This window comes from Mycobacterium sp. JS623, from assembly GCF_000328565.1.
In the GTDB taxonomy this organism is placed as follows: domain Bacteria; phylum Actinomycetota; class Actinomycetes; order Mycobacteriales; family Mycobacteriaceae; genus Mycobacterium.
The window spans coordinates 1,258,649-1,276,762 of sequence record NC_019966.1; the positions used below are offsets into that span (position 1 = coordinate 1,258,649).

Below are 18,114 nucleotides of genomic sequence, written 5' to 3' on the forward strand. Positions count from 1 at the left end.
GATCAGTTTCGAAACCGGCGGGCCGGTCGCAGACGAGCGCCGAGAGCTTCCAGCCCCCCGCTTTGGATGTGCAGGGATCGGTTGCACTGAACGCAATCGAGACAGCGCGGTAGAAGTCGTTCGAAGGCCGAACGGCTCGTTTGATCCGTGCTGCACCATGTCGGGGGTGTCATCCATCATGGTGGGCTTGATGGGTTAAACGGCTGCACCAGATGGTTCGGTCGCGGTCGCTAACGAACTTGGGAGATGTCTTGGATCAGCTCATTGCGGACACGCTGGCGGGGGCAGTTGCGTACGTCTGGCCGTTTTTCGGAGACGACGACTGGCAGACACGACAGTATGGCGGTCACATCGCAAGATCGGACAACCGGGCGAAGGTGTCCGTGCTTGCCCCTTTGCCGCTGGGTGACGGCCTCGGGTCACTGGAGGCACAAAGGCATGTACCTGAGTCCGTCTTAGCCGTGTCGGAGGTGGGAGGCACCCTCGCGTTCGACATCAGCCGCATCGGCGGCGTGAGCCGTATCGGCGCTTCAAAAGCTTCAAGCAGACACTATTTTTCCCGTGCCATCGCGGTAGGGTTTCCCGCTGAAGATCTCCAGTCGTCTCGCATGTACGAGATGGCGGCATATTTTCCGGGACTAGAGCACTGGTCAAACATCACCGGATCGACGGTGGAAACGAAGCATGACACGTTTAACCGCCCGACCGAGATAATCCTGACCATCAAGGCCGCGCCCGACCAGGTGACGCAATTCTCGGACTCACACACCATCGAGGTGTCGACTCATTTCGAGGTGTCCGGACCCTCGGACGATCAGCAGGTATTTACGCCCTTGTCGATCAGCTCGGTCACCAGGGAACCAGCGGATTGGCGGGACCATCTTCTCGCCCTCACCCGTATTCAAGACCTGCTCAGCTTGTGCTGGGACGGCTTCGCCCGCGCTGACGGCGGGTACGTAAGGCTCGATCTGCACGACCCCCACCCCACCTCAAACGCCAAGCTATGGTCAGAGCGACTAATGGAAATGCCCGTTGCGGCAAAGCAAGCAGGGCCAAGCACGTCGTTCCCGCAAGTCCGCTACGAAACACTGGGTGGAGTAGACGGATTCAAGCGGTGGTACGACATCGCGAGCACACATCCGCGTGCTGTTGTTCCTCTGACATCACGACATCGGGTGGCGAGATTCGCTGCGGGACAGAGCAATTTGCTCGACATCTGCGCAGCGATTGCTTACTGGGTCAACTTTCACAAAAAGGAGAACCACGGTTGGGCCACGAGATCTTCCAAGTCCGATACTAAATCTGGAATCCTGGCGCGTCACGTCGGCCAGCACTTCGAATCTTTTGTGGGTGACTCAGCGAAGTGGTCTCGTCTGCTCTGGGACCGATACGACGAACTTCGGCATGATCCCACCAAACAGCATGACAGTCGCGAAATTGGCCTGCTGGTTGAGAGCGCCCGCATCCTGCTCACAGCCGCACTGCTTAACGAAGTCTCGGGAGATGACGCGCCTACCCGATCTCTCTGCGGCGCAACGGATAACTACATGATCGGCTACGAAATTCGGGAGGATCTCACGGGCACCGGCGCGTGTGCCGTGCCGACAGATGACTCTGTGCTCCACAACGAGAGAAGCTAGGTACCAGCGTGAACCTTGCAGGACTCCTGGCTGTTGGTGCCCAGCTCCCGCCGGGGCGAAGCCAGTATCGTCCCCGCCGAAGCTTAAGCAGCGTCGTCGGCAAGGTACCGGTATAGTGTCGCCCGGCTGACCCCGAGGTACTTGGCGATGTCCTTGCCATTGTGCCCGTCGGCCTTCATCTTTCTGGCGGTTGCAATATGATCGGCGTCGTTGACCTTACGAGGTCGACCGAACCTGGTGCCGCTGGCGCGAGATGCTGCCCGCTTCAGTGCGGTTCGCTCCTTGGTCAGCTCGCGCTCGTACTCAGCGAGGGACCCCAGTACGCCGATCATCATTCTGCCTGCGGCAGTTGAGGAATCGATCCCGTCGGTGACCGAAACCAGGGTGACACCGCGCTCCGTCAGTTCCTTGACGGTTTGAAGGATGTGCCACAGGTTTCTGCCTAACCTATCGAGCTTCCACACCACGACCGTGTCACTGGTGCGGACGTAAGCCATGAGGGCCGCCAGACCGGGGCGATCGTCACGCGCACCAGACATGGTGTCGGAGAACGTCTTAGTGACGCTGGCAGCCGTTAGTGCCGCATTCTGTTGATCAAGCGTCTGTGACACCGTCGAGACGCGGGTGTAGCCGATGCGTGTGCCGCGCTGCTCGGTGTCGGTGTGACTCATAAAGTCAGCAACACTCGTTGTGAGACAACTATTTCCGACACTAACTTTTGAGACACCTCCACGTCGCGTTTTGCCCCCCACCATGAGATGGCTTGCGCTGTCTCATATGTGGTCATATTCGAGACATGGCTGATCTTCTTTGGCCTACCTCAGGGCTTGTTCGTGGGTTATGTCGGCTCGTCGGGTCCTCGTCGCGGTGCTGACGCTGTAGACGGCCAGCGCGGTGACGAGAAATGACGCCGTGGCGTACGGCAGGTTCCCGATAGGAGTGCCGTCGGCGGTGATGCCGTCAGATGCTCGGATGTACTGCGGAAATGCGCTGACCCACAGCACCGCAAGAACGAGGAGATAGACGGGGCCGAAGATGCGGACAAATGCGTTCGGAGTCATCGCGGTAGGGTCCCTGCGGTTGCGTGACCACTGCTGGACGAGCACGGGTACCGCGATCAGGGCGACCACGCCGAGTTCTACCGAGAAAATGACGGCCTGGGCGGTGGTGTCGGGGTGGACGCCGCCGAACAGCGATGAGGGGATGCTCAGGATGGCGACGCCGAGGGGCACCAGTGCTCCGGCGACGACGGTGCGCCACATAAGGTTCCACGCTTTGGAAGAATCTGTGCGGTTGGTGTTTCCGCGAAGCAGCAGCAGAACCAACACGGTGACGACTATCGGGCCGAGTGTGGCGAAGATGAACACACTAGTCATGGGCACCGACGCCAGCATTGGGTGGTTGATCGGGTTGTCGCTGTTCCAGGCCCACCACCGCAATTGGGGGCCGAGTTGGTCGAACACTTCGTACAGGCAGTGGTGGATGAAGCCGACGCAGATCGCGCCCACGATGATGCCCCGGTCCCGGAACACCCCGAGGCTGCGGACAATCTCGTAAGCCAGCGTGACCATCGCCGGATACAGCGCGATGATGTAGAGCGGTAGCCGTTCGAACAGGAACTGCACGGTGAAGGCGTTGTGCGCGAACACGACACCGAGCTGGCCTTCGATGCCGAAGACATTCGGGAAGTACAACGGGATTTCCACAACGAACAGGTAGATGACGGTGGCGAACCACAGCGCCAGGTTGGTCGGGTCGCCGTCGCGGCGCAGTCGGCGGATCGAGTGCGCCAATGCGAGTACGGCTCCGGTGACCATCAGCAGTTCCAGCACCGGCAATGTCCAGTTCGACAATCCAAATGGGTTGCGCAGGTCAATGAACGCGGGCGCGTCCTGGCAGGTGAAGTTGCCGAGCCGTTGGGCGAGGTGATCGAAGGTGGTGGTGCACTGAGCAGCCATCGGCCTTCCTCAGCCTGCGAGTTCGCCGGTGTACCAGTGCGTGACGTCCCCGCCGCGCTCCCACCGCTCAAACCAGCGGTCGGCGAACTCCGGCAGCGGTTCATGTGCCGGGTTATGGAAGGGCGTCTGGCTCAACAACACCCGGCCAGCAGCGACGAGAATTTCCTTGCGCGGCACCGATGAGAACGCTGTAGGCGTCGTCGGGGCTGAGCGTTTGCCGGCGAGCCGGATCTTCCGTCCAAGGGTCTGTCGCAGACCGAAGGTGGGCAGCAGCGTGCGGGCATCGACCTTGCGGTCCGTTTCGGGAACGTGAGCGTTCACGCCGTCGGCGATGATCGCCATCACGCCCATCAGATGCTTGATCACACCGGAGAGTGCCCTAATCCGATACCAGGACTTGCCGACCACGGCGTCATAGATCACCAGTGCTGAACTGCGGTGCTCGACTTCCTCGACGAAATGCCACATGAACAGGGAGGCCACCCGGTCATCACCGGGCCGGAAGAGGGTCGCTTCGTTGTCGAGCATCATCTTGAAGCTGGGTGTAAAAGTTGCCTCCAGATCGGCGATGTAGGCCAGGCGGAACTTCAGCGACCTGGTCGCGGTGAGGTCATCGAAGCTGGCGATGGCGGCATCGAGTGTCTGCTGAAGACCGGGGTAACCCTTGATCAGTGCGTTGACGTGCTTGCGGTGCGTGCTGGAGTGTTGAGCTTCTTGGCGCAGGAAAGCCGTCGCCTCCGTTGCCACCTCGGGGTCGGTGATCAGCGGCTTGGCCTCCTGCACGGCGGCCACGATCATCTGCTCGAAGCAGATCGCGATGATCGACGTGGCGTTCATGAAGAAGGAGAACGCGGGGTTGTGGGGGTTCCACTCCCACGGCACGTCCTCGGTGAAGTTGAACTTGGGGCGACGCACTTCAAGATCAGACATGATGCTCCATCGGCAAGTCATTACACACAATGCTCATCTCTGTGTTATGTGTGTATTCTTGGCTCATCCGGCGGAAAGAGTCAAGGCGCATATGGGACGCAAGGGCTGGGCGGGCGCACCACCTGCTGACGACACAGAGGCCCGCAAGCGGATCATCGACACCGCGCTGCGCATCGTGGACCGGCGCGGGGCGGCACAGACCACGGTGTCTGATGTCGCCGACGCGCTCGGCATCACGCGCCGCACCGTCTACCGCTACTTCGCCGGAACCGAGGAGCTGTTTACCGCCGTCGCCGAAGTCGCGCTGGGAAGCTTCATCACGCAGGTCGAGAACATCACTGCGGACTTGGACGTCACTGGGCAACTGGTCGAAGTGGTCGCCTACATCATCGAACGACTGCCACGCGAACCGCAGTTGGTGCTGCTGCTGGCCAATGACCGATCCAACATGTTCAGCCGGAGCATGTTGACGTCCACCGAGATCAAACGTTGTCGCGCCATCCTTCAACGCACTCAAATCGACTGGACCGCACTCGGTTACGACGACGACACCATCGACGAACTAGTCGAGTTCCTCCTTCGCATCATCCAGTCGATGGTCATCGCACCGCCAGACCCGCCCCGGTCGAGTGCTGACCTGCGTGCTTACCTGCGCCGCTGGATCGGACCGGCCCTCACCTAACGTGGCGCGACGAAGTTGTTTTCACCATGCGTCGGTGCGCTCGTCCTCGTAGGTATCACCCATCCGCGAGGGGTCTGTCGCGTTCACGGTGGCTCCGAGACCAACTTTTCAGACTCTCGTATGTCGTCTCTTTCGAGACATGGTTCAGTTCTGGGAAGCCCGCTTCGATCTGGTCGGACCACTTCGGATTATGGGCTGTACACAGCCCACACCGGCCTCTCGTCGGGGGTATTCAGCCATCGGAGTCCGGGCATCAGGGCCCGCGAACCGCTATAACACCACACTGAGTAGCCGTCGCTGGACCGCCCGAAGGTGTATGGCGGTTCGTTGCAGGGGCTGCCGGTCTTGCCAACTTGGGGCGCGTGCGCCGCCGCGACGAACGGGCCGGTCTCCGTGGACAGCCATGTCATCGTCTTAGCCGGAGGTACGCTGCCGCACAGCAGGTCGTGCCCGTTGGCGTCGGTGGCAAACTTCATCCAGTCGTTGCACTCGTCGCCAAGTGCCGGGCCGCTTTCGATCTGGTCGGTCGTTGTTGTCGGCGCTGCCGTGACGCTCACCGCTGGTGGGGCTGCAGGTGATGGCGCGAGTGCAGTCGTAGTGCTCGTCGGAGTGGATGTTGTCGGTATAGCGCTCGGCGAGCTGACGGTGGTATTTGATTGCGGGTGCTGCCAAGGTCGCCACACGAGCACGACAACGCCGACCAACAGGATGATCGCCGCGACGCTGCCCAGGACGACCCAGGCATGCCGCGATCCGATGCCTTGTGCGTCTGCGGGCGAGCTCGCAGTTGACGTGGGCGCGGACCTGCGTGATTGCGGGGCCGCCCGAGTAGTAGCGTTTGCGGACGCTGCTCCCTGTCCAGGGGACTTATCACTCAATGCCCGTGCGAACGCCGAACACGACGGGAACCGATCCAGCGGACTTTTAGCCAGGGCTAACTGCAGCACGGCGTCAAGTCCCGCACAATCTCGACGACGGTTGCTCAGCGAAGGTGGGGTCGTGTTGAGGTGGCGGCTGATCACGACGGCTGGATTGGAGTGTGGGAACAACTGCGAACCTGTTAGGAGGTGATAAGCCGTAGCCGCCAAGGCGTACTGGTCGGCTCGCCCGTCCATCGGCTCGCCCATGAGTTGCTCGGGGGCGGCGTACGCCACTGTGCCCACAGTCATATTGGTCGTAGTGATGCCGCTCGTGTCATCGAGTAGTCGAGCGATACCGAAGTCGGCGAGGAAGACCTGGCGATCATCGCTGTCGGGATCGGTGACGATGATGTTGGCGGGCTTTACGTCTCGGTGAAGCAACCCCTTCTTGTGTGCGTAGTCGAGCGCACTGGCGACGGCAGTGATGAGGGGGAGGGCGAGTTCTGTGGGCATCCCTGCGGGGTAGCGCTGTTCGATCAGTTGGGCTGCATCGGTGCCATCGATGTAATCCATCGCGATCCAGAGTTGGCCGTCCTGTTCCCCTCGGTCATGGATAGCGATGATGTGAGGGTGGCGTAGGCCAGCAGCCAGTTCGGCTTCGCGGATGAACCTCTCTCGGAACGAGGTGTCGCTGGAGACGTCGGGGCGAAGAACTTTGAGGGCGTCGTGGCGGGGCAGGCGTGGGTGCTGGACGAGGTAAACCTCGCCCATCCCGCCAGACCCCAGCAACCGCAGTATTCGATACCCGGCGAAGGTCTCGCCGATCTGCAGCGACATGGGCGCATGCTAGCCGCTGCAATCGACGTCTTTGATACTTACTGCAGCTGGGTGCGGGCTAGCAACCGCGGATTGGCAATCGTGCTAGCAGAAGACACTATGCGGCTTGTGCGACGACTTTAGAGATGCAGAAGCTCGTTTGTTCGGCGACAGGCCGAGTGCGTGAGAACGTCGCACCGTGGTTGTGTGATTGAGTACCGGAGCAGCGGACAGCCTGATGGAATTGGTGGTGATGAACAAGCTTGTCGAGCTGCTTACTGAAGCGCAAGAGCATGGCTGGTCGAGTACTGCCGAGGTTCCACTGGAACGCCTGATCCAAGAAGCACGCATTTCTCAGTACAGACTCATTCGTGACCGGCCGTCGGGACCGGAGATTTCGCTGCTGGAACCTCGGACAGTCGACGAAGCGCACGAACGCTCATTAAGCGCCAGCTACGGAGTAGGTGCTCAACCTCTTCACACAGACGGGGCACACCACCGTGATCCGCCGGACTATATCCTCCTGTCCTCGGACTCAGTCAGCATGGTCCCGACGCTTCTCTGGCGCTTTCGCTCGGACATTGATGCACGCGCGCTGATCCACGACCTTCGCCACGGCCTATTTACGGTTCGTGCAGGTAGATCTACCTTTCTAGCAACTGTCTTCGAAGCCGGTCACGTTCGGTACGACCCGGGATGCATGGAACCGGCAGATGCGCGGGCACAAAGAGTCGCGGCATTTTTCGCCACGAAGCTGGAAAGCGCAGTCGCATTCTCATGGGTAAAGCCCGGTCTGGTTCTCGCTGTATCCAACCGTCACGTTCTTCACGCTCGTGGTGATGCATCGGATGAAACTGAGCGGACGCTGCGAAGAATCGCCCTTCGCGTGAACCGACTGCCGAGTAAGCCAGCGGGCATGTCCGCGGTCAAGCTGTCATGAGTGCCCCCTACGACCACGATGCCCTCTGGCTCAAAGCGAAGATGTTCCTAAATCGCGCTATGGACGAGCAGGAGGGCCGCTCATTCGATGAGCGGGCACTTTGGGCAACACTCGCGCTCGAACTGCTTGGGAAGGCGGCTCTTGCGCGCACGTCCCCGGTTCTGATTGCCGAACCGACCGAGGAAGGTACGAATCTCCTCATCGCAATGGGACTCATCGAAGGCGACGCTCAGTTCATTTCCGTGCGTGCGAAGACCGTCTTCATTCGGTGCCAACGCGCCTTTCGTCCCTTTAATGCGGATGAGGCGATGAAGCTGACAAGCGCACGAAACGACTACCTGCATGGCGCGATGCCGGGTTTCACCTCGATCCCCGAACCGGCTTGGTGGCCACTGTTTTGGCGTCAGGCGATCATTCTGAACAATGCTGTTGAACGCGACATCGCGGATCTGGTCGCCCCCGACAGAGAACCAGTGGTCGAAAGCTATCTCGTTCAGAATCGAAAGAATGTCGAGCACCGCACCGAGATGCTGATCGAACAGGCCAAGGTACGACTTTCGCAGCATAGGGCTGGGACCTTGCCCGCCCGGATCGCCAGAAAGTGGTCTCCGGGAGCCGACCTCTCCGCAGGCATGCCGCGCAGCGACGGCCATCCCTGCCCGGCCTGTGGTGAGTTGGGCTTAGTCGAGGGTGAAGAGGTCCACGATCGCGACATCGAAGGAGTGCAGGTCGAGGAAGACGAGTGGGAGTACTCGGTACAGGTCAGTGTCTACGCCGAATACTTCAGCTGCTCCAACTGCGGCTTGATCCTCGATCGGCCTGAACTCGTCGAGCATGCTGGCATCGAGACGATCTTCATTGTCGAAGGCACCGACGAGGACGTCGCATATTTCGAGGGTCCTGAGTACGGCAATGATTGATGTCTCTCTAGGAGCTTCACATCTGCGTCGTGCACACGCGCGTCGCCGCTACATGGCGACGGGGTGGTTACCGGTACGTCAAGCCGATGTCACCTTTGAGTTGAATCGTATATTCCTGCGGCACCTAGCATCTGACCGGTGCCGGGTTCGGATGAAACCTCGCAGATGCGCACTCTTCGTGGCCGAATAGGCGCGTACGAGTCCTGGGCCAGAACTGAGGACCGAGCAGCACGGACCTGGCCAGCCCGCAAGGCCGCGCTGGACCGGTTCGAGCGCGAGGTTGATCCGGACGGCGTCCTGACGCCTGATGAGCGTGCAAAGCGCGCTGAGTGGGCACGCAAGGCTCATATGCAGCGGCTGGCACTGAAGTCAGCGGCAGCGCGGCTACGGCGCAAGCTAATCTGCGAGACCTGTGGTCAACCGAAGGAACCCTCAGCGCCACTCTGCCCTAAGTGTCTCAACAAGATTCGCGAGCCGTGAACGCACTTCCGCCGTGGATGACCATTGCTCAAGTGGCGCAACACTTTGGGGTAGACCGAACCGAGGTTTACTACAAAATGCTGCCGGAGCTGGAGATCCGCCGCATCGGCGTCCGGGGCGGTGCTGCGCCATGGGGTCGGTTGATCCGAGTCGAGCGAAGATCAGTCCTTGAGATTTGCGGTCCGTCCACCGTCCCGGATGAGGAGGTGCCGCGCTGGGTGACCCTTAAACAGGCTGCGACCTACTACCAAGTGAGCCTGCACCTCATCCGTCAGATGATCGCGCACGAGCAACTCGACGCCCGGCGCATCGGGTCGGGCAGGGCTATCCGCATCGACCGGGACTCGCTGCTGAAGCTGGGCTGTGTCCCAATCCGGAGACCGTCGTGACACGGCGGCGCTATATCACCATCGCGGAGACTGCGGAATACCTACAGGTCAGTGATCGCACGGTCCGCCGATTGATCGCAGACGGTGACCTGACGGGATACCGAATGGGCAAGTCGCGTCGCACGATCCGTGTCGATCTGAACGAAGTTGACGAGCAGTTGATGCGACCTCTGAATGCGCCGCCGCGAGTGCGGAAACGGCGCACGTCGTGAGCGGTGACACCGGCTCAATCAAGGCGATGGCCCGCTGCGCGCGCTGCGGTCACTTCGCGAGCGTGCACCATGGCGGCGGGGGAGGACGACCGGGCGGATCATCATGTGCGGCACCAGGTTGCGATTGCGTAAAGTTCCTTGAACCCACCGACGCCCGAGTGCGACTGGGCGTCGGTAACCTAACCGCTGCAGAAGTCGCCCAGCTCACCGGAATATCGGTGCACACGTTGAGCTATTGGCGGCAAAGCGGTCAGGGACCCAAAACGATCAAGGCTGGTACCCGCACGCTGTACCGCCGCGAAGACGTCGAGCAGTGGCTGGCTGATGTCGACGGACGCACCGAACCATCTCCCGTCGGGGCAGCAGACTGGTTCAAGAATGCGGTCGAGGCAGCCGACCGGATCGACCCAGATCACACCGCGCCCTGGAAGCTAGCCAGCACCTACGCGCTGCTCGCCATCGCCGAAGCGGTACTGATCCAGGGAACTCAGAAGCCAACGCGGACAACAACAGCGGCTAGCACCACGCAATCCGACGGCGAGCTGCTCACTGTCACCGACGTCGCCGCCATGACCCGCCTCTCGGTCGGCACCCTTCGGTACTGGCGGCACATCGGGTCAGGTGGGCCGCCGTCGATCAAGCTGGGGCGGCGAGTGCTGTACCGCCGCAGCGAGGTCGATGCGTGGCTGAAGGAGGCACGATGACCGCACTCGTCCAACGCAAGCTGCCTGGCACCCCGATTCCCCGTGACCAGCTGATTGCGCAATGGGAAGACCTGCGCCGCCGCAACTCTGTTAAGGGACCGGTCGCCAGCTTCCTGTTCGACGTCCACTACTCCGAACCGGAGAAGACCTATCAGTGGCGTATTCAGCTCGACTGCGGCTGCGTGCGCGATGCCCTCACCCGTCATCACACCGACAAGCCCGCCGACAAGGTGGAGAGGCTGGGCGAGCTAACCCAGACGTACTATTTCGGTCACGTGAAGCCTTCGGAGCGCGAGATCCGTGACGCCGAGGAGCGGGCGAATACGCACGCCGTTGAGGCGGCCCGCGCCAAAGTGGTGGGCACCGACCTCCCCGCCAAACCCGAGCAGCCCGGTATCTACGGCAAGGCACGCCTGCAGGACGGTCAGTTCATGTGTCACAACCCGAAGTGCACGAAGTATCGGTCGCATGGCGGTCCGGTCCGCGACATCGTTGACTGGGTCCGCCTCCGCGACAACCTCTATGTCAGTGAGCAATTGGAGATAGACGACGAGACGATCAGAGGTGCCCGGGAGTACGCGGTCTGGGATGTTGTGCTGAGCTGTGGTCACTTCGAGCAGGAGCACACTGCGCCCGGATGGAACCCCAAAGACGGCCCCGCTCACCGCAATAACGACAAGCGGCGACCGCTGGATGAAGTCCTTGAGGTTCTCGCGAAGGGTGATCCTGACGAGGAGGCTTATTGGCGGCGGATGTACGCCGAGAAGCATCCCGATCCCGCGCCGTTCACGCGATGCCATGCATGTGCATGCATCCGCACCATCACCGCCTACCAGCGCGTCGGCTGGCTCGCGAATAAACGGGCCGTGCCAAAACCCACACCGCCGCCTCGCAAAACGCTGGAACGGCGGCTGCGGAAACTAGAGACCGAAGCCGCGGAACTGCGAGAGCAGATCGAAGGGCTTCCACCTGAGGCGTGATCGACCGGAACTCACGCTCGATCGCAAGCCGGTATCACCCACCCTCGACGGACATCCACAGAAGCACGTCGAGAATGCGAAGCGGCGATACCTCAGCCGGTACGTCCGATACCTCAGACCGCAACTGGTTCAACCAGTTCCAAACGGCTCGATCTTCGGCGACAAGCACGGTCTGGAAATGTCGCCAATAGTCCGAGGTTCCCAGCCCGGTCGCCTGTTCGACAAAACTGTCCCAGATTGGGAACAGCCGGGGCCGCTTTACCGCCATGAGCTTACTTGTCGTGGTTCTACCAACCCCGTCCTTCGCCCCCCTGAGCAGATCCCAAAGTTGACCCGCCGCAGAATCCGCACCCAGAGATTCTGGATCAGCATCGACAATGTCGCAGTCGGCGGGAATCTGCTTCAGGAGCATTGTCACTTGATTGGCATCCGGTCCTACAAGCCTGATGGCTGCCTGCGGTGGAACGTTCACACTAAGCATCGAGACAGCCACAAAGTCCGCTGGCCCAAGTACGTCAGGCTCGTTGTTCAAAGCGGCGAACGCTTCGAACCGAGAACCGGTATAGCGCGGCTTTCCACCGTCGAAGGTGGCGTAGTACCGCCGCAGTAGGTCGACAGCTTCGTCTGTTTGACGACTAACAAGAAGCTCTGGCCATCGTTGACGCCATTCCAGGTAAGTCCCCAAGCCCATTGCATTGCCCCTTCTGCCGTCCATGGATTGCAGCAACTTAGCAATCGACATTGACAGACACGTCCTGCCACCGTTCGCTAGTCCGAATTGTCTCGACGATTCTCGCTGCGTTCGAGCATCTGTAAGACCCGCTGGTCTAGCCATTGCTGCGTCTGGTCGCCGTGGATTTCGTAGGCGAGCGAGGCAACGTCGCCGTTGAGGGCAAAGGCGACAGACCTCCAGCCGTCCGCACCATCGATCTCGTCCACAATCTCCAAGAAGTTGTCGGCAGCCAAGGAGTGAAAGGCCGAAGTCAGCCGTCGAGCGGCTATCCAGAGCTGAGCTGTGGATCGCTCAGTCATGTAACCACCTGATCTCTACACGCCACATCACGTCGCCTCGGTCGCACGCCAGGACGATAGACGGCAACACCGACATAGCAGGGAGGCGTCGCTCACCGAGGTGTCGGTGCACGCCGATATGTTGCCGCCCATGAGCAACGCAGCGTCCTGGGCCGCTAGTGCATCCAACAAGTTCAGGGAAGTCTCTAGGTCGACCGAGAATCCGACGACCAAGCTCCTCGCCGAGGGCCTGACCGCACTCGCCGAGGCCGTCAGGGAGTTGGACCAGGAACTGAAACCCATTCGCCGATAAGTGTGGTCGACGACGAGGGTTCCCGGGCTTCTCGAAGCCTCAATTCAACTTCCGTAGGCAGTTGACGTCAGTGCCGTCACCGGCGTTAGCCCGAGCTGAGAAGTTCAGTTTGCCGTTGAGGTAGAGCTTGCAGGATATCCAGGTGGCATCACCCATGACGGGATCGCCTCCCACAAGGTTGCCGGAAACGGGATGTTCTGAGTATTCCCAGCTTCCGTTGTCAGAGCAGACAGTGCCCGACCCCCACTGGGTGGGATTGTTTGATCGAGCTGACCGGAGTTCGATGCATCGGGTGCCCGCCCAGTCGATGCGGGTAAAAGCCGTTACCGTTCCGACCGTGGCGGTCGGGATTGGGGTTTGAGTCATGCTCGGCAGTAGGGGCGCCGTCGGGGAGGGCTGCGCCACGGCGGATGACGTGGTGCTGCGGGAACCTTGCTGAGGCGACGGTGCAGCAGCCCCGTGGATTTCGAACCCGAACCGCCTCAGCGGCTCTAAGGCGACCGTTGGGCTTCCCTTGCCAATGCCGTCAACGAACGCAATGAAGGCCCAGATTCCGCCGTTCGTCGCCGGTGCAGTGGCGTATGCGTTGTCCCGGAACGCTGAGTAGTTCTGGAGGTAGTACTGCAATTGGTCGCGTGACGAGTACCTGCCGCTGGCGACGTACACGGCACCAGCGTCGGGGTTCGCTGATGAGCATACGTACAGGTCGGATGCGTCGATTCCCTCCACCAGGGAGTTCAAGTTTCCCGCAGCGCCAGAATCACAAACGCTGGCCCGCCATTCCTCGGGACTTGACGATGGCGACGACCTCCCTTCGTCGCGGGAACCCAGCCCTGTGACCGCTGCGATGATCGCCGCCAGAACGGCCACGGGAACAGCTACGACGGCGACTCGGCCCGCAACCGGCAGTCCATGCCAGTACTCGATCGGGTTCTGGACCGGATTTCGCCCTGGGGGCCGCCCCTCATTGGCCCAGGCATTGCGTGCAGCGTTCGACACGGGCCGAGGTGACGTCGCTGGCCCTGGTGCTGCAGGAGGCGAGGACGACTGCGCAGTCAGAGGCACTGTCGCAGTCGGTCCTGCCGGTTTGGAGCGTGCGGTCTCTGACGAAACAGCCTTAGTGGCCTGTACCGGCTTACCACTTGTCGTCTTCCGTACGGGTGACTTGGCAACCGGCGTACGAGGTGACCGAGACGGCGTCGCGGGCGGCTTCTGGGTCTGTGGACGCCGAGCTTCGGGGTTCGCTGCCGATGTAATTGGCGGCAGGCCTACGACAGCGACGACCTCGTCGCGCCGATACGCATACAGGTCTGCAGCATCGGCGAACCGCAGGAAGACATCAATGCCGTCGTCTTCGTCCAATAAAGCGTCAATGACCCCGATCTGTCCGAGCCGGTCGTCTCCAGCAGCAATCACCTTTGCCCAGCCACCATCTCTCAACGCGAAGGTCGTAGTTGCCACGGCTCGTCGAGGTGGCGGCTTCGCACTCGAACGTGACGGAGTGTTCGTCGCTGCCTTGTGGAGAGGCGGTGCCTTCTTTGCCAATGGGTGCGACGCCGCTTCCTGGTCGCCCCTGACGAGCACGAAAACCGCCGCAGGGATCGCAAGCACAACGAGGAAACCTAGGACGACAAGCGTCACGATCAGTGCACTGCTCATATTCGCCGCTAAGTCACGCTTGATTCGCTCATGGTGAGAACTTCCAGCAACTCCCAACCCACCAGGACGCTACTCATAAGTCTGTAGACCCTCAAGTAGCGGGCCGGAATCGTAGCTGGCGACGTGGAAGGCCAGCTGCAGCGGATCGTGGGGCGCAACCTGCGCCGACATCGCGTGGAGCAAGGGTATAGCCAAGAAGCCTTCGCTGATCAGATGGGTGTCCATCGGACTTACTTCAGTTCCGTCGAGGGTGGCGAGCGAAATCTGACACTGCAAACCCTAGAGAAGATCGCCGACTTCCTCGGAGTCGATCCTCGAACGCTCCTTGACGAATAGCTTCGCGTTGACCTGATTGCCTCTCCTTCACTTGTACAGGTCGGTGACCTCACTGCGCCCAGCAACCTCGATCTCGGTGCGGAGCTTCTCTTCGCGTAGATGCGCGTACTTCCGCAGGATCCGCTCCTGGCTCAGCGTGCAATCGGCAGCCGCGTTGAGCTGACGGTGCCGTTCGATCTCGTCGGGACCCAGGGTGGCGGGGATGTAGCCGAGTTCGGCAGCAAGTTGGGCGCGTAGCCGCCTATCCTGTTCGCTGCTCGGCATTTACTCGCTGTCTTCGTCGTCAACGGGCTCATAGACGCCCACGAGCGCCGAATCGACGATCAATTCGTCCACGGTGCCCTTGCAGTTGACGGCGCGAGTTTCGGGGTCCATCGAGTCCAGCTCAGCATTCAAACGCTGACACAACTCGCCGCGTGACAGTACCTCGCCTGTGTCGCTAATGCGGTACTGGTCGACCATCGTGTTCCCCGAGTCCGTCGTACCTTTCGCATTAGCGCTTGTCGGTGATGACAACGGCTGTGTGGAGTTCCGGATTCCGCACCGGCGTGTGGACTTGCCGCGACTCGATACACAAGCATCACCGTGAAGACCGCGCAATGAGGCGCACCGGGCACTGCGTGAGCCACGCGGTGGCGACGGTTCGCCGGGTAAATGAGACGTCTTGAACCCCTTGGACAGATTCGTCTGCGGTCGCTGTGAGCGGACTTCGATGTCGACCTGTTGCTGTTCCAGATCGCGGTACTGTGCCGGGGACGGCACACGTGGCCGCCGCTACACGATCGGTGGGTGATGAGAAAAAGGACCGCTACCAATCGGTTGCCTCGCCGAATACTCGGTAAGGTTTGGCCCTGGATTCTGGTGGCCATTACCGCAGCGGCGGTGGGCGCAGCGTTCTTCATCGCTGTCTGGCAGCTTCCCTTGCTGTGGTCGCCTCCGCTCGACGATAACCAGCTGAAGCAACGGACTCTGACCGACAAGGAGTGGATTGACGTCCACACAGCTCGGCTCCAAGTCCAGAGCGCAAATCGGACCGCGGTCATCCAATTTGGCGGCGGATTCGTTCTCTTTTCGGGAGCGGTCCTGGCATGGACACAATTCGCGAACTCACGGAGAGCCGCGCGTGCAGACTTCCATCTTGATCTCTTCGATAAGTCTCTAACGAATCTCGGTGCGGAGTCATCAAGCTTGAGAACCGGGGGTATCTACGCTCTCGGTCAGCTGACCGAACTCTCGAAGGAACACCGACGAGTTGTTGTCGAGGTTCTAATCAATTTCATCCGCGAGAACAGCTCGCTTACGGATCCCAAGCCACCTCGGCCGAGGCTAGGAACAGAACTGTTGGCCGACAGTGGTCAAAATCTCCGCCAGTGGCGTCCCGACGTGCAGGCGGCTTTCGATGTCCTCGGAAGGCATACGTACCTATGGCACGGGATCGATGCTCTTCGCTTCCGAGGCCTCGATCTGCGCAAAGTGACCCTTCTCGGCCATCGCCAAGGCTACATCGTCTCGGACTCGGACCTGTCTGGCGCTTGGTTGAAGGATGCCGACTTTAACGGATCATCATTCGCGAGAGCGACCTTCACCAACGCCGACCTCTCGGGAGCCAGACTCGATCATTGCAACTTGCGAGGAACTGACTTCACCGGCGCTCGATTCTTCCGTGCGAACGACGATGGCGAGGTCGAGGACCTAGTGACCATAGCGGGTGCAGTGTTCGACAGCACCACGAAATGGCCTGACGGCTGGGACGCCGCGCAGGTTACGAGCCAAGGAGCGCGAGAAGTACGGAAAGACGAACGTCCGACCAGCGTGAGGCCGGTTGGCGTACCCAAGGTTTGAGTCCCGCTTTGGTTTCATAACGATTCGATCGCGCCTTGCGAACTCGCACTGTGCGCCGTTACGGCGACAGCCGGGGCGGTGTCCGTGATGCTCCTACGTACCCGATCTCGCAACAGGTCTGCTAATAAACGATGGACGTACGTCGGGTCGGCGGCGTGCTTCTCGCGCTGTCGAAGACTTTCAGCGCAACCAAGAGAAGTCGCTGTCATCGAGGTCGTCGTCGAACTCTGCGACATCAGGAGCGTGGATCGAATACTCGTCATCGTCATTCTGGTCGTAGAAGTCGTCGACCTCAGCGGCATGTTCCGCATGAGTTGATGCGTCAAGCTTGCGGGAGATGTCAGCCCACATCGGTTCGGGCACCGTTGAACGCACCGCCTCGATGATCCTGTTCAGCTGAACCCTAATTTCAAGCAAGTCAGGTTGTCCGGCGCGGGCATCGAGGATCGACTGAAGTCGGCTCGCGGCGATGATGCCGGTGCTGACATCGACGGTGGTGTGCGAGTCAACAAGTGCCTCATAGCTTCTAGCCATGACGGTCTCAAAAAACGCCATCGGGGTGATCGCAATCGCCACGCCCTCAATGAAGTCGACCTCGTTCTCCCGAGCACGCCGTTCGAGGATCTCCCGGTATGTGGACTGGGCGACATTCTGGACAGGAAAGTGCCGTGCACAGTGGTTGCGCACCGAATCAATTGTCACCCGATCACACGTGTCGAGCGGGGCGTTGTCGTCGTCCAGAGTGCGCACGATCAATGCGTAACTAGCACCGGTTGCCAGCAAGTCGTTGACCTTCTGGCGCACACGGTCGTTACGGCATACCCGGCAGCGCGGCTCTAGATGAAAGCTGTTGTGCGGGATCAACTCCATCGACTTAGCCGTCTCCTTCATAGAGTGGGCAGCTGCCTCCGATAGAAACATCGCTTCTCCTTCTCGACTCGCGTGCACGGCTGGCTCACCCTTTAGAGAACGAGAGGCGCTGTTTCACAGGGCAGTACCGGCGAATCCAAGGCTTTGTGCGGTACTTCTCGGCACTTCGCGGACAATCCATGCGTATCGATCCAGCGCTAGCTGAACCGCGACATAGAGGCTGGCGGAGGATGTTCCGCTGGCCCCCAGTGATAGCTACGGGAACTGCTAGCGGCGTCGATCAGCTGGCGGTCTTGTCGGCTAGCTCTGCACGCCTGTAGCGAAGTTCGCGCTCACCCAAAACCTCTACATCATCGACGTATTCGTACGCCAGTGTGGCGAGCTTCTCCACCAGCAGCTCGCGCTGCTCGTCGGCGGCAGTTTCTACGAAGGGTGATTCATCGATGTGCCAGATCAAGAACCGCTTCGGCGGATAACCGTCGAAGTCGATCCTACGGCGGAAGCCGTCCTGCTCGCCGCCGTAGAGGTGCACCCAGACCTTGTTCTCATTGTTGTCAGACAGCATGATTCGA

At 60.6% G+C, this 18,114-nt stretch carries 20 protein-coding genes; 11 read left to right on the forward strand and 9 right to left on the reverse strand.

Features of this window, described 5'->3' with window-relative positions:
• Positions 1 to 251: 251 nt before the first annotated feature.
• Positions 252 to 1,640, forward strand: a complete 1,389-nt coding sequence (locus MYCSM_RS06015) for a hypothetical protein (protein ID WP_157681281.1) — start codon at positions 252 to 254, stop codon at positions 1,638 to 1,640.
• Between the two features lie 83 nt (positions 1,641 to 1,723).
• Here the strand turns inward: MYCSM_RS06015 and MYCSM_RS06020 are convergent, their stop codons facing one another.
• The 3 genes from MYCSM_RS06020 to MYCSM_RS06030 form a co-directional block, all read right to left on the reverse strand.
• The gene (locus MYCSM_RS06020; protein ID WP_015305249.1) at positions 1,724 to 2,311 is read right to left on the reverse strand and encodes a recombinase family protein; all 588 of its coding nucleotides are present in this window, start codon (positions 2,309 to 2,311) and stop codon (positions 1,724 to 1,726) included.
• 144 nt (positions 2,312 to 2,455) lie between these two features.
• Positions 2,456 to 3,598 carry a DUF7802 domain-containing protein gene (locus MYCSM_RS06025; protein ID WP_015305250.1) on the reverse strand — a complete coding sequence of 381 codons (1,143 nt, stop codon included), beginning with the start codon at positions 3,596 to 3,598 and terminating at the stop codon, positions 2,456 to 2,458.
• A 9-nt stretch (positions 3,599 to 3,607) separates the two neighbouring features.
• A complete protein-coding gene (locus tag MYCSM_RS06030; protein WP_015305251.1) occupies positions 3,608 to 4,528 on the reverse strand; it encodes a metal-dependent hydrolase in 921 nt (306 codons plus the stop codon).
• A gap of 91 nt (positions 4,529 to 4,619) precedes the next feature.
• Between MYCSM_RS06030 and MYCSM_RS06035 the strand changes: the two genes are divergently transcribed.
• Positions 4,620 to 5,210 (forward strand): TetR/AcrR family transcriptional regulator, encoded by a 591-nt coding sequence (locus MYCSM_RS06035; RefSeq protein WP_015305252.1) that lies wholly within the window; start codon positions 4,620 to 4,622, stop codon positions 5,208 to 5,210.
• Positions 5,211 to 5,398: 188 nt separating this feature from the next.
• Here the strand turns inward: MYCSM_RS06035 and MYCSM_RS06040 are convergent, their stop codons facing one another.
• Positions 5,399 to 6,907, reverse strand: a complete 1,509-nt coding sequence (locus tag MYCSM_RS06040; protein WP_015305253.1) for a serine/threonine-protein kinase — start codon at positions 6,905 to 6,907, stop codon at positions 5,399 to 5,401.
• 217 nt (positions 6,908 to 7,124) lie between these two features.
• Between MYCSM_RS06040 and MYCSM_RS37015 the strand changes: the two genes are divergently transcribed.
• The 6 genes from MYCSM_RS37015 (at position 7,125) to MYCSM_RS06065 (ending at position 11,511) form a co-directional block, all read left to right on the forward strand.
• Positions 7,125 to 7,826, forward strand: a complete 702-nt coding sequence (locus MYCSM_RS37015; protein ID WP_015305254.1) for a hypothetical protein — start codon at positions 7,125 to 7,127, stop codon at positions 7,824 to 7,826.
• Positions 7,823 to 8,746 (forward strand): hypothetical protein, encoded by a 924-nt coding sequence (locus MYCSM_RS06045; protein ID WP_015305255.1) that lies wholly within the window; start codon positions 7,823 to 7,825, stop codon positions 8,744 to 8,746. Before MYCSM_RS37015 ends, MYCSM_RS06045 begins: the two co-directional genes overlap by 4 nt.
• Positions 8,747 to 9,303: 557 nt before the next feature.
• Positions 9,304 to 9,615, forward strand: a complete 312-nt coding sequence (locus tag MYCSM_RS06050; RefSeq protein ID WP_232425729.1) for a helix-turn-helix domain-containing protein — start codon at positions 9,304 to 9,306, stop codon at positions 9,613 to 9,615.
• Positions 9,612 to 9,827 carry an excisionase family DNA-binding protein gene (locus MYCSM_RS06055; protein WP_015305257.1) on the forward strand — a complete coding sequence of 72 codons (216 nt, stop codon included), beginning with the start codon at positions 9,612 to 9,614 and terminating at the stop codon, positions 9,825 to 9,827. The genes MYCSM_RS06050 and MYCSM_RS06055 overlap by 4 nt, the downstream gene beginning before the upstream one ends.
• Positions 9,828 to 9,985: 158 nt before the next feature.
• A complete protein-coding gene (locus MYCSM_RS38875) occupies positions 9,986 to 10,531 on the forward strand; it encodes a helix-turn-helix transcriptional regulator (protein ID WP_015305258.1) in 546 nt (181 codons plus the stop codon).
• A complete protein-coding gene (locus MYCSM_RS06065; RefSeq protein WP_015305259.1) occupies positions 10,528 to 11,511 on the forward strand; it encodes a hypothetical protein in 984 nt (327 codons plus the stop codon). Before MYCSM_RS38875 ends, MYCSM_RS06065 begins: the two co-directional genes overlap by 4 nt.
• A gap of 34 nt (positions 11,512 to 11,545) precedes the next feature.
• Here MYCSM_RS06065 and MYCSM_RS06070 read toward each other — a convergent pair whose 3' ends face one another.
• Together MYCSM_RS06070 and MYCSM_RS06075 are read right to left on the reverse strand one after the other, a co-directional pair.
• Complete coding sequence (locus MYCSM_RS06070) at positions 11,546 to 12,253, reverse strand: DUF6308 family protein (RefSeq protein WP_232425730.1); 708 nt, start codon at positions 12,251 to 12,253, stop codon at positions 11,546 to 11,548.
• Between the two features lie 26 nt (positions 12,254 to 12,279).
• The gene (locus MYCSM_RS06075; protein WP_015305261.1) at positions 12,280 to 12,543 is read right to left on the reverse strand and encodes a hypothetical protein; all 264 of its coding nucleotides are present in this window, start codon (positions 12,541 to 12,543) and stop codon (positions 12,280 to 12,282) included.
• Positions 12,544 to 12,673: 130 nt separating this feature from the next.
• Here MYCSM_RS06075 and MYCSM_RS37735 point away from each other — a divergent pair, with 130 nt between their 5' ends.
• Entirely contained in the window at positions 12,674 to 12,835 is a 162-nt protein-coding gene (locus MYCSM_RS37735) for a hypothetical protein (RefSeq protein ID WP_198345005.1), read from the forward strand.
• Between the two features lie 1,782 nt (positions 12,836 to 14,617).
• The gene (locus MYCSM_RS35760) at positions 14,618 to 14,830 is read left to right on the forward strand and encodes a helix-turn-helix domain-containing protein (protein ID WP_015305265.1); all 213 of its coding nucleotides are present in this window, start codon (positions 14,618 to 14,620) and stop codon (positions 14,828 to 14,830) included.
• A 27-nt stretch (positions 14,831 to 14,857) separates the two neighbouring features.
• On the opposite strand, the gene MYCSM_RS06090 is transcribed toward MYCSM_RS35760, so the two are convergent.
• On the reverse strand, positions 14,858 to 15,094 hold the full coding sequence (locus MYCSM_RS06090; RefSeq protein WP_015305266.1) for a hypothetical protein: 237 nt from the start codon (positions 15,092 to 15,094) through the stop codon (positions 14,858 to 14,860).
• A gap of 597 nt (positions 15,095 to 15,691) precedes the next feature.
• Between MYCSM_RS06090 and MYCSM_RS06100 the strand changes: the two genes are divergently transcribed.
• Positions 15,692 to 16,672, forward strand: a complete 981-nt coding sequence (locus MYCSM_RS06100; protein WP_015305268.1) for a pentapeptide repeat-containing protein — start codon at positions 15,692 to 15,694, stop codon at positions 16,670 to 16,672.
• 180 nt (positions 16,673 to 16,852) lie between these two features.
• Here the strand turns inward: MYCSM_RS06100 and MYCSM_RS06105 are convergent, their stop codons facing one another.
• The gene (locus MYCSM_RS06105) at positions 16,853 to 17,563 is read right to left on the reverse strand and encodes a hypothetical protein (protein ID WP_051073713.1); all 711 of its coding nucleotides are present in this window, start codon (positions 17,561 to 17,563) and stop codon (positions 16,853 to 16,855) included.
• 259 nt (positions 17,564 to 17,822) lie between these two features.
• Entirely contained in the window at positions 17,823 to 18,107 is a 285-nt protein-coding gene (locus tag MYCSM_RS06110; RefSeq protein WP_015305270.1) for a hypothetical protein, read from the reverse strand.
• Between the last annotated feature and the right edge of the window lie 7 nt (positions 18,108 to 18,114).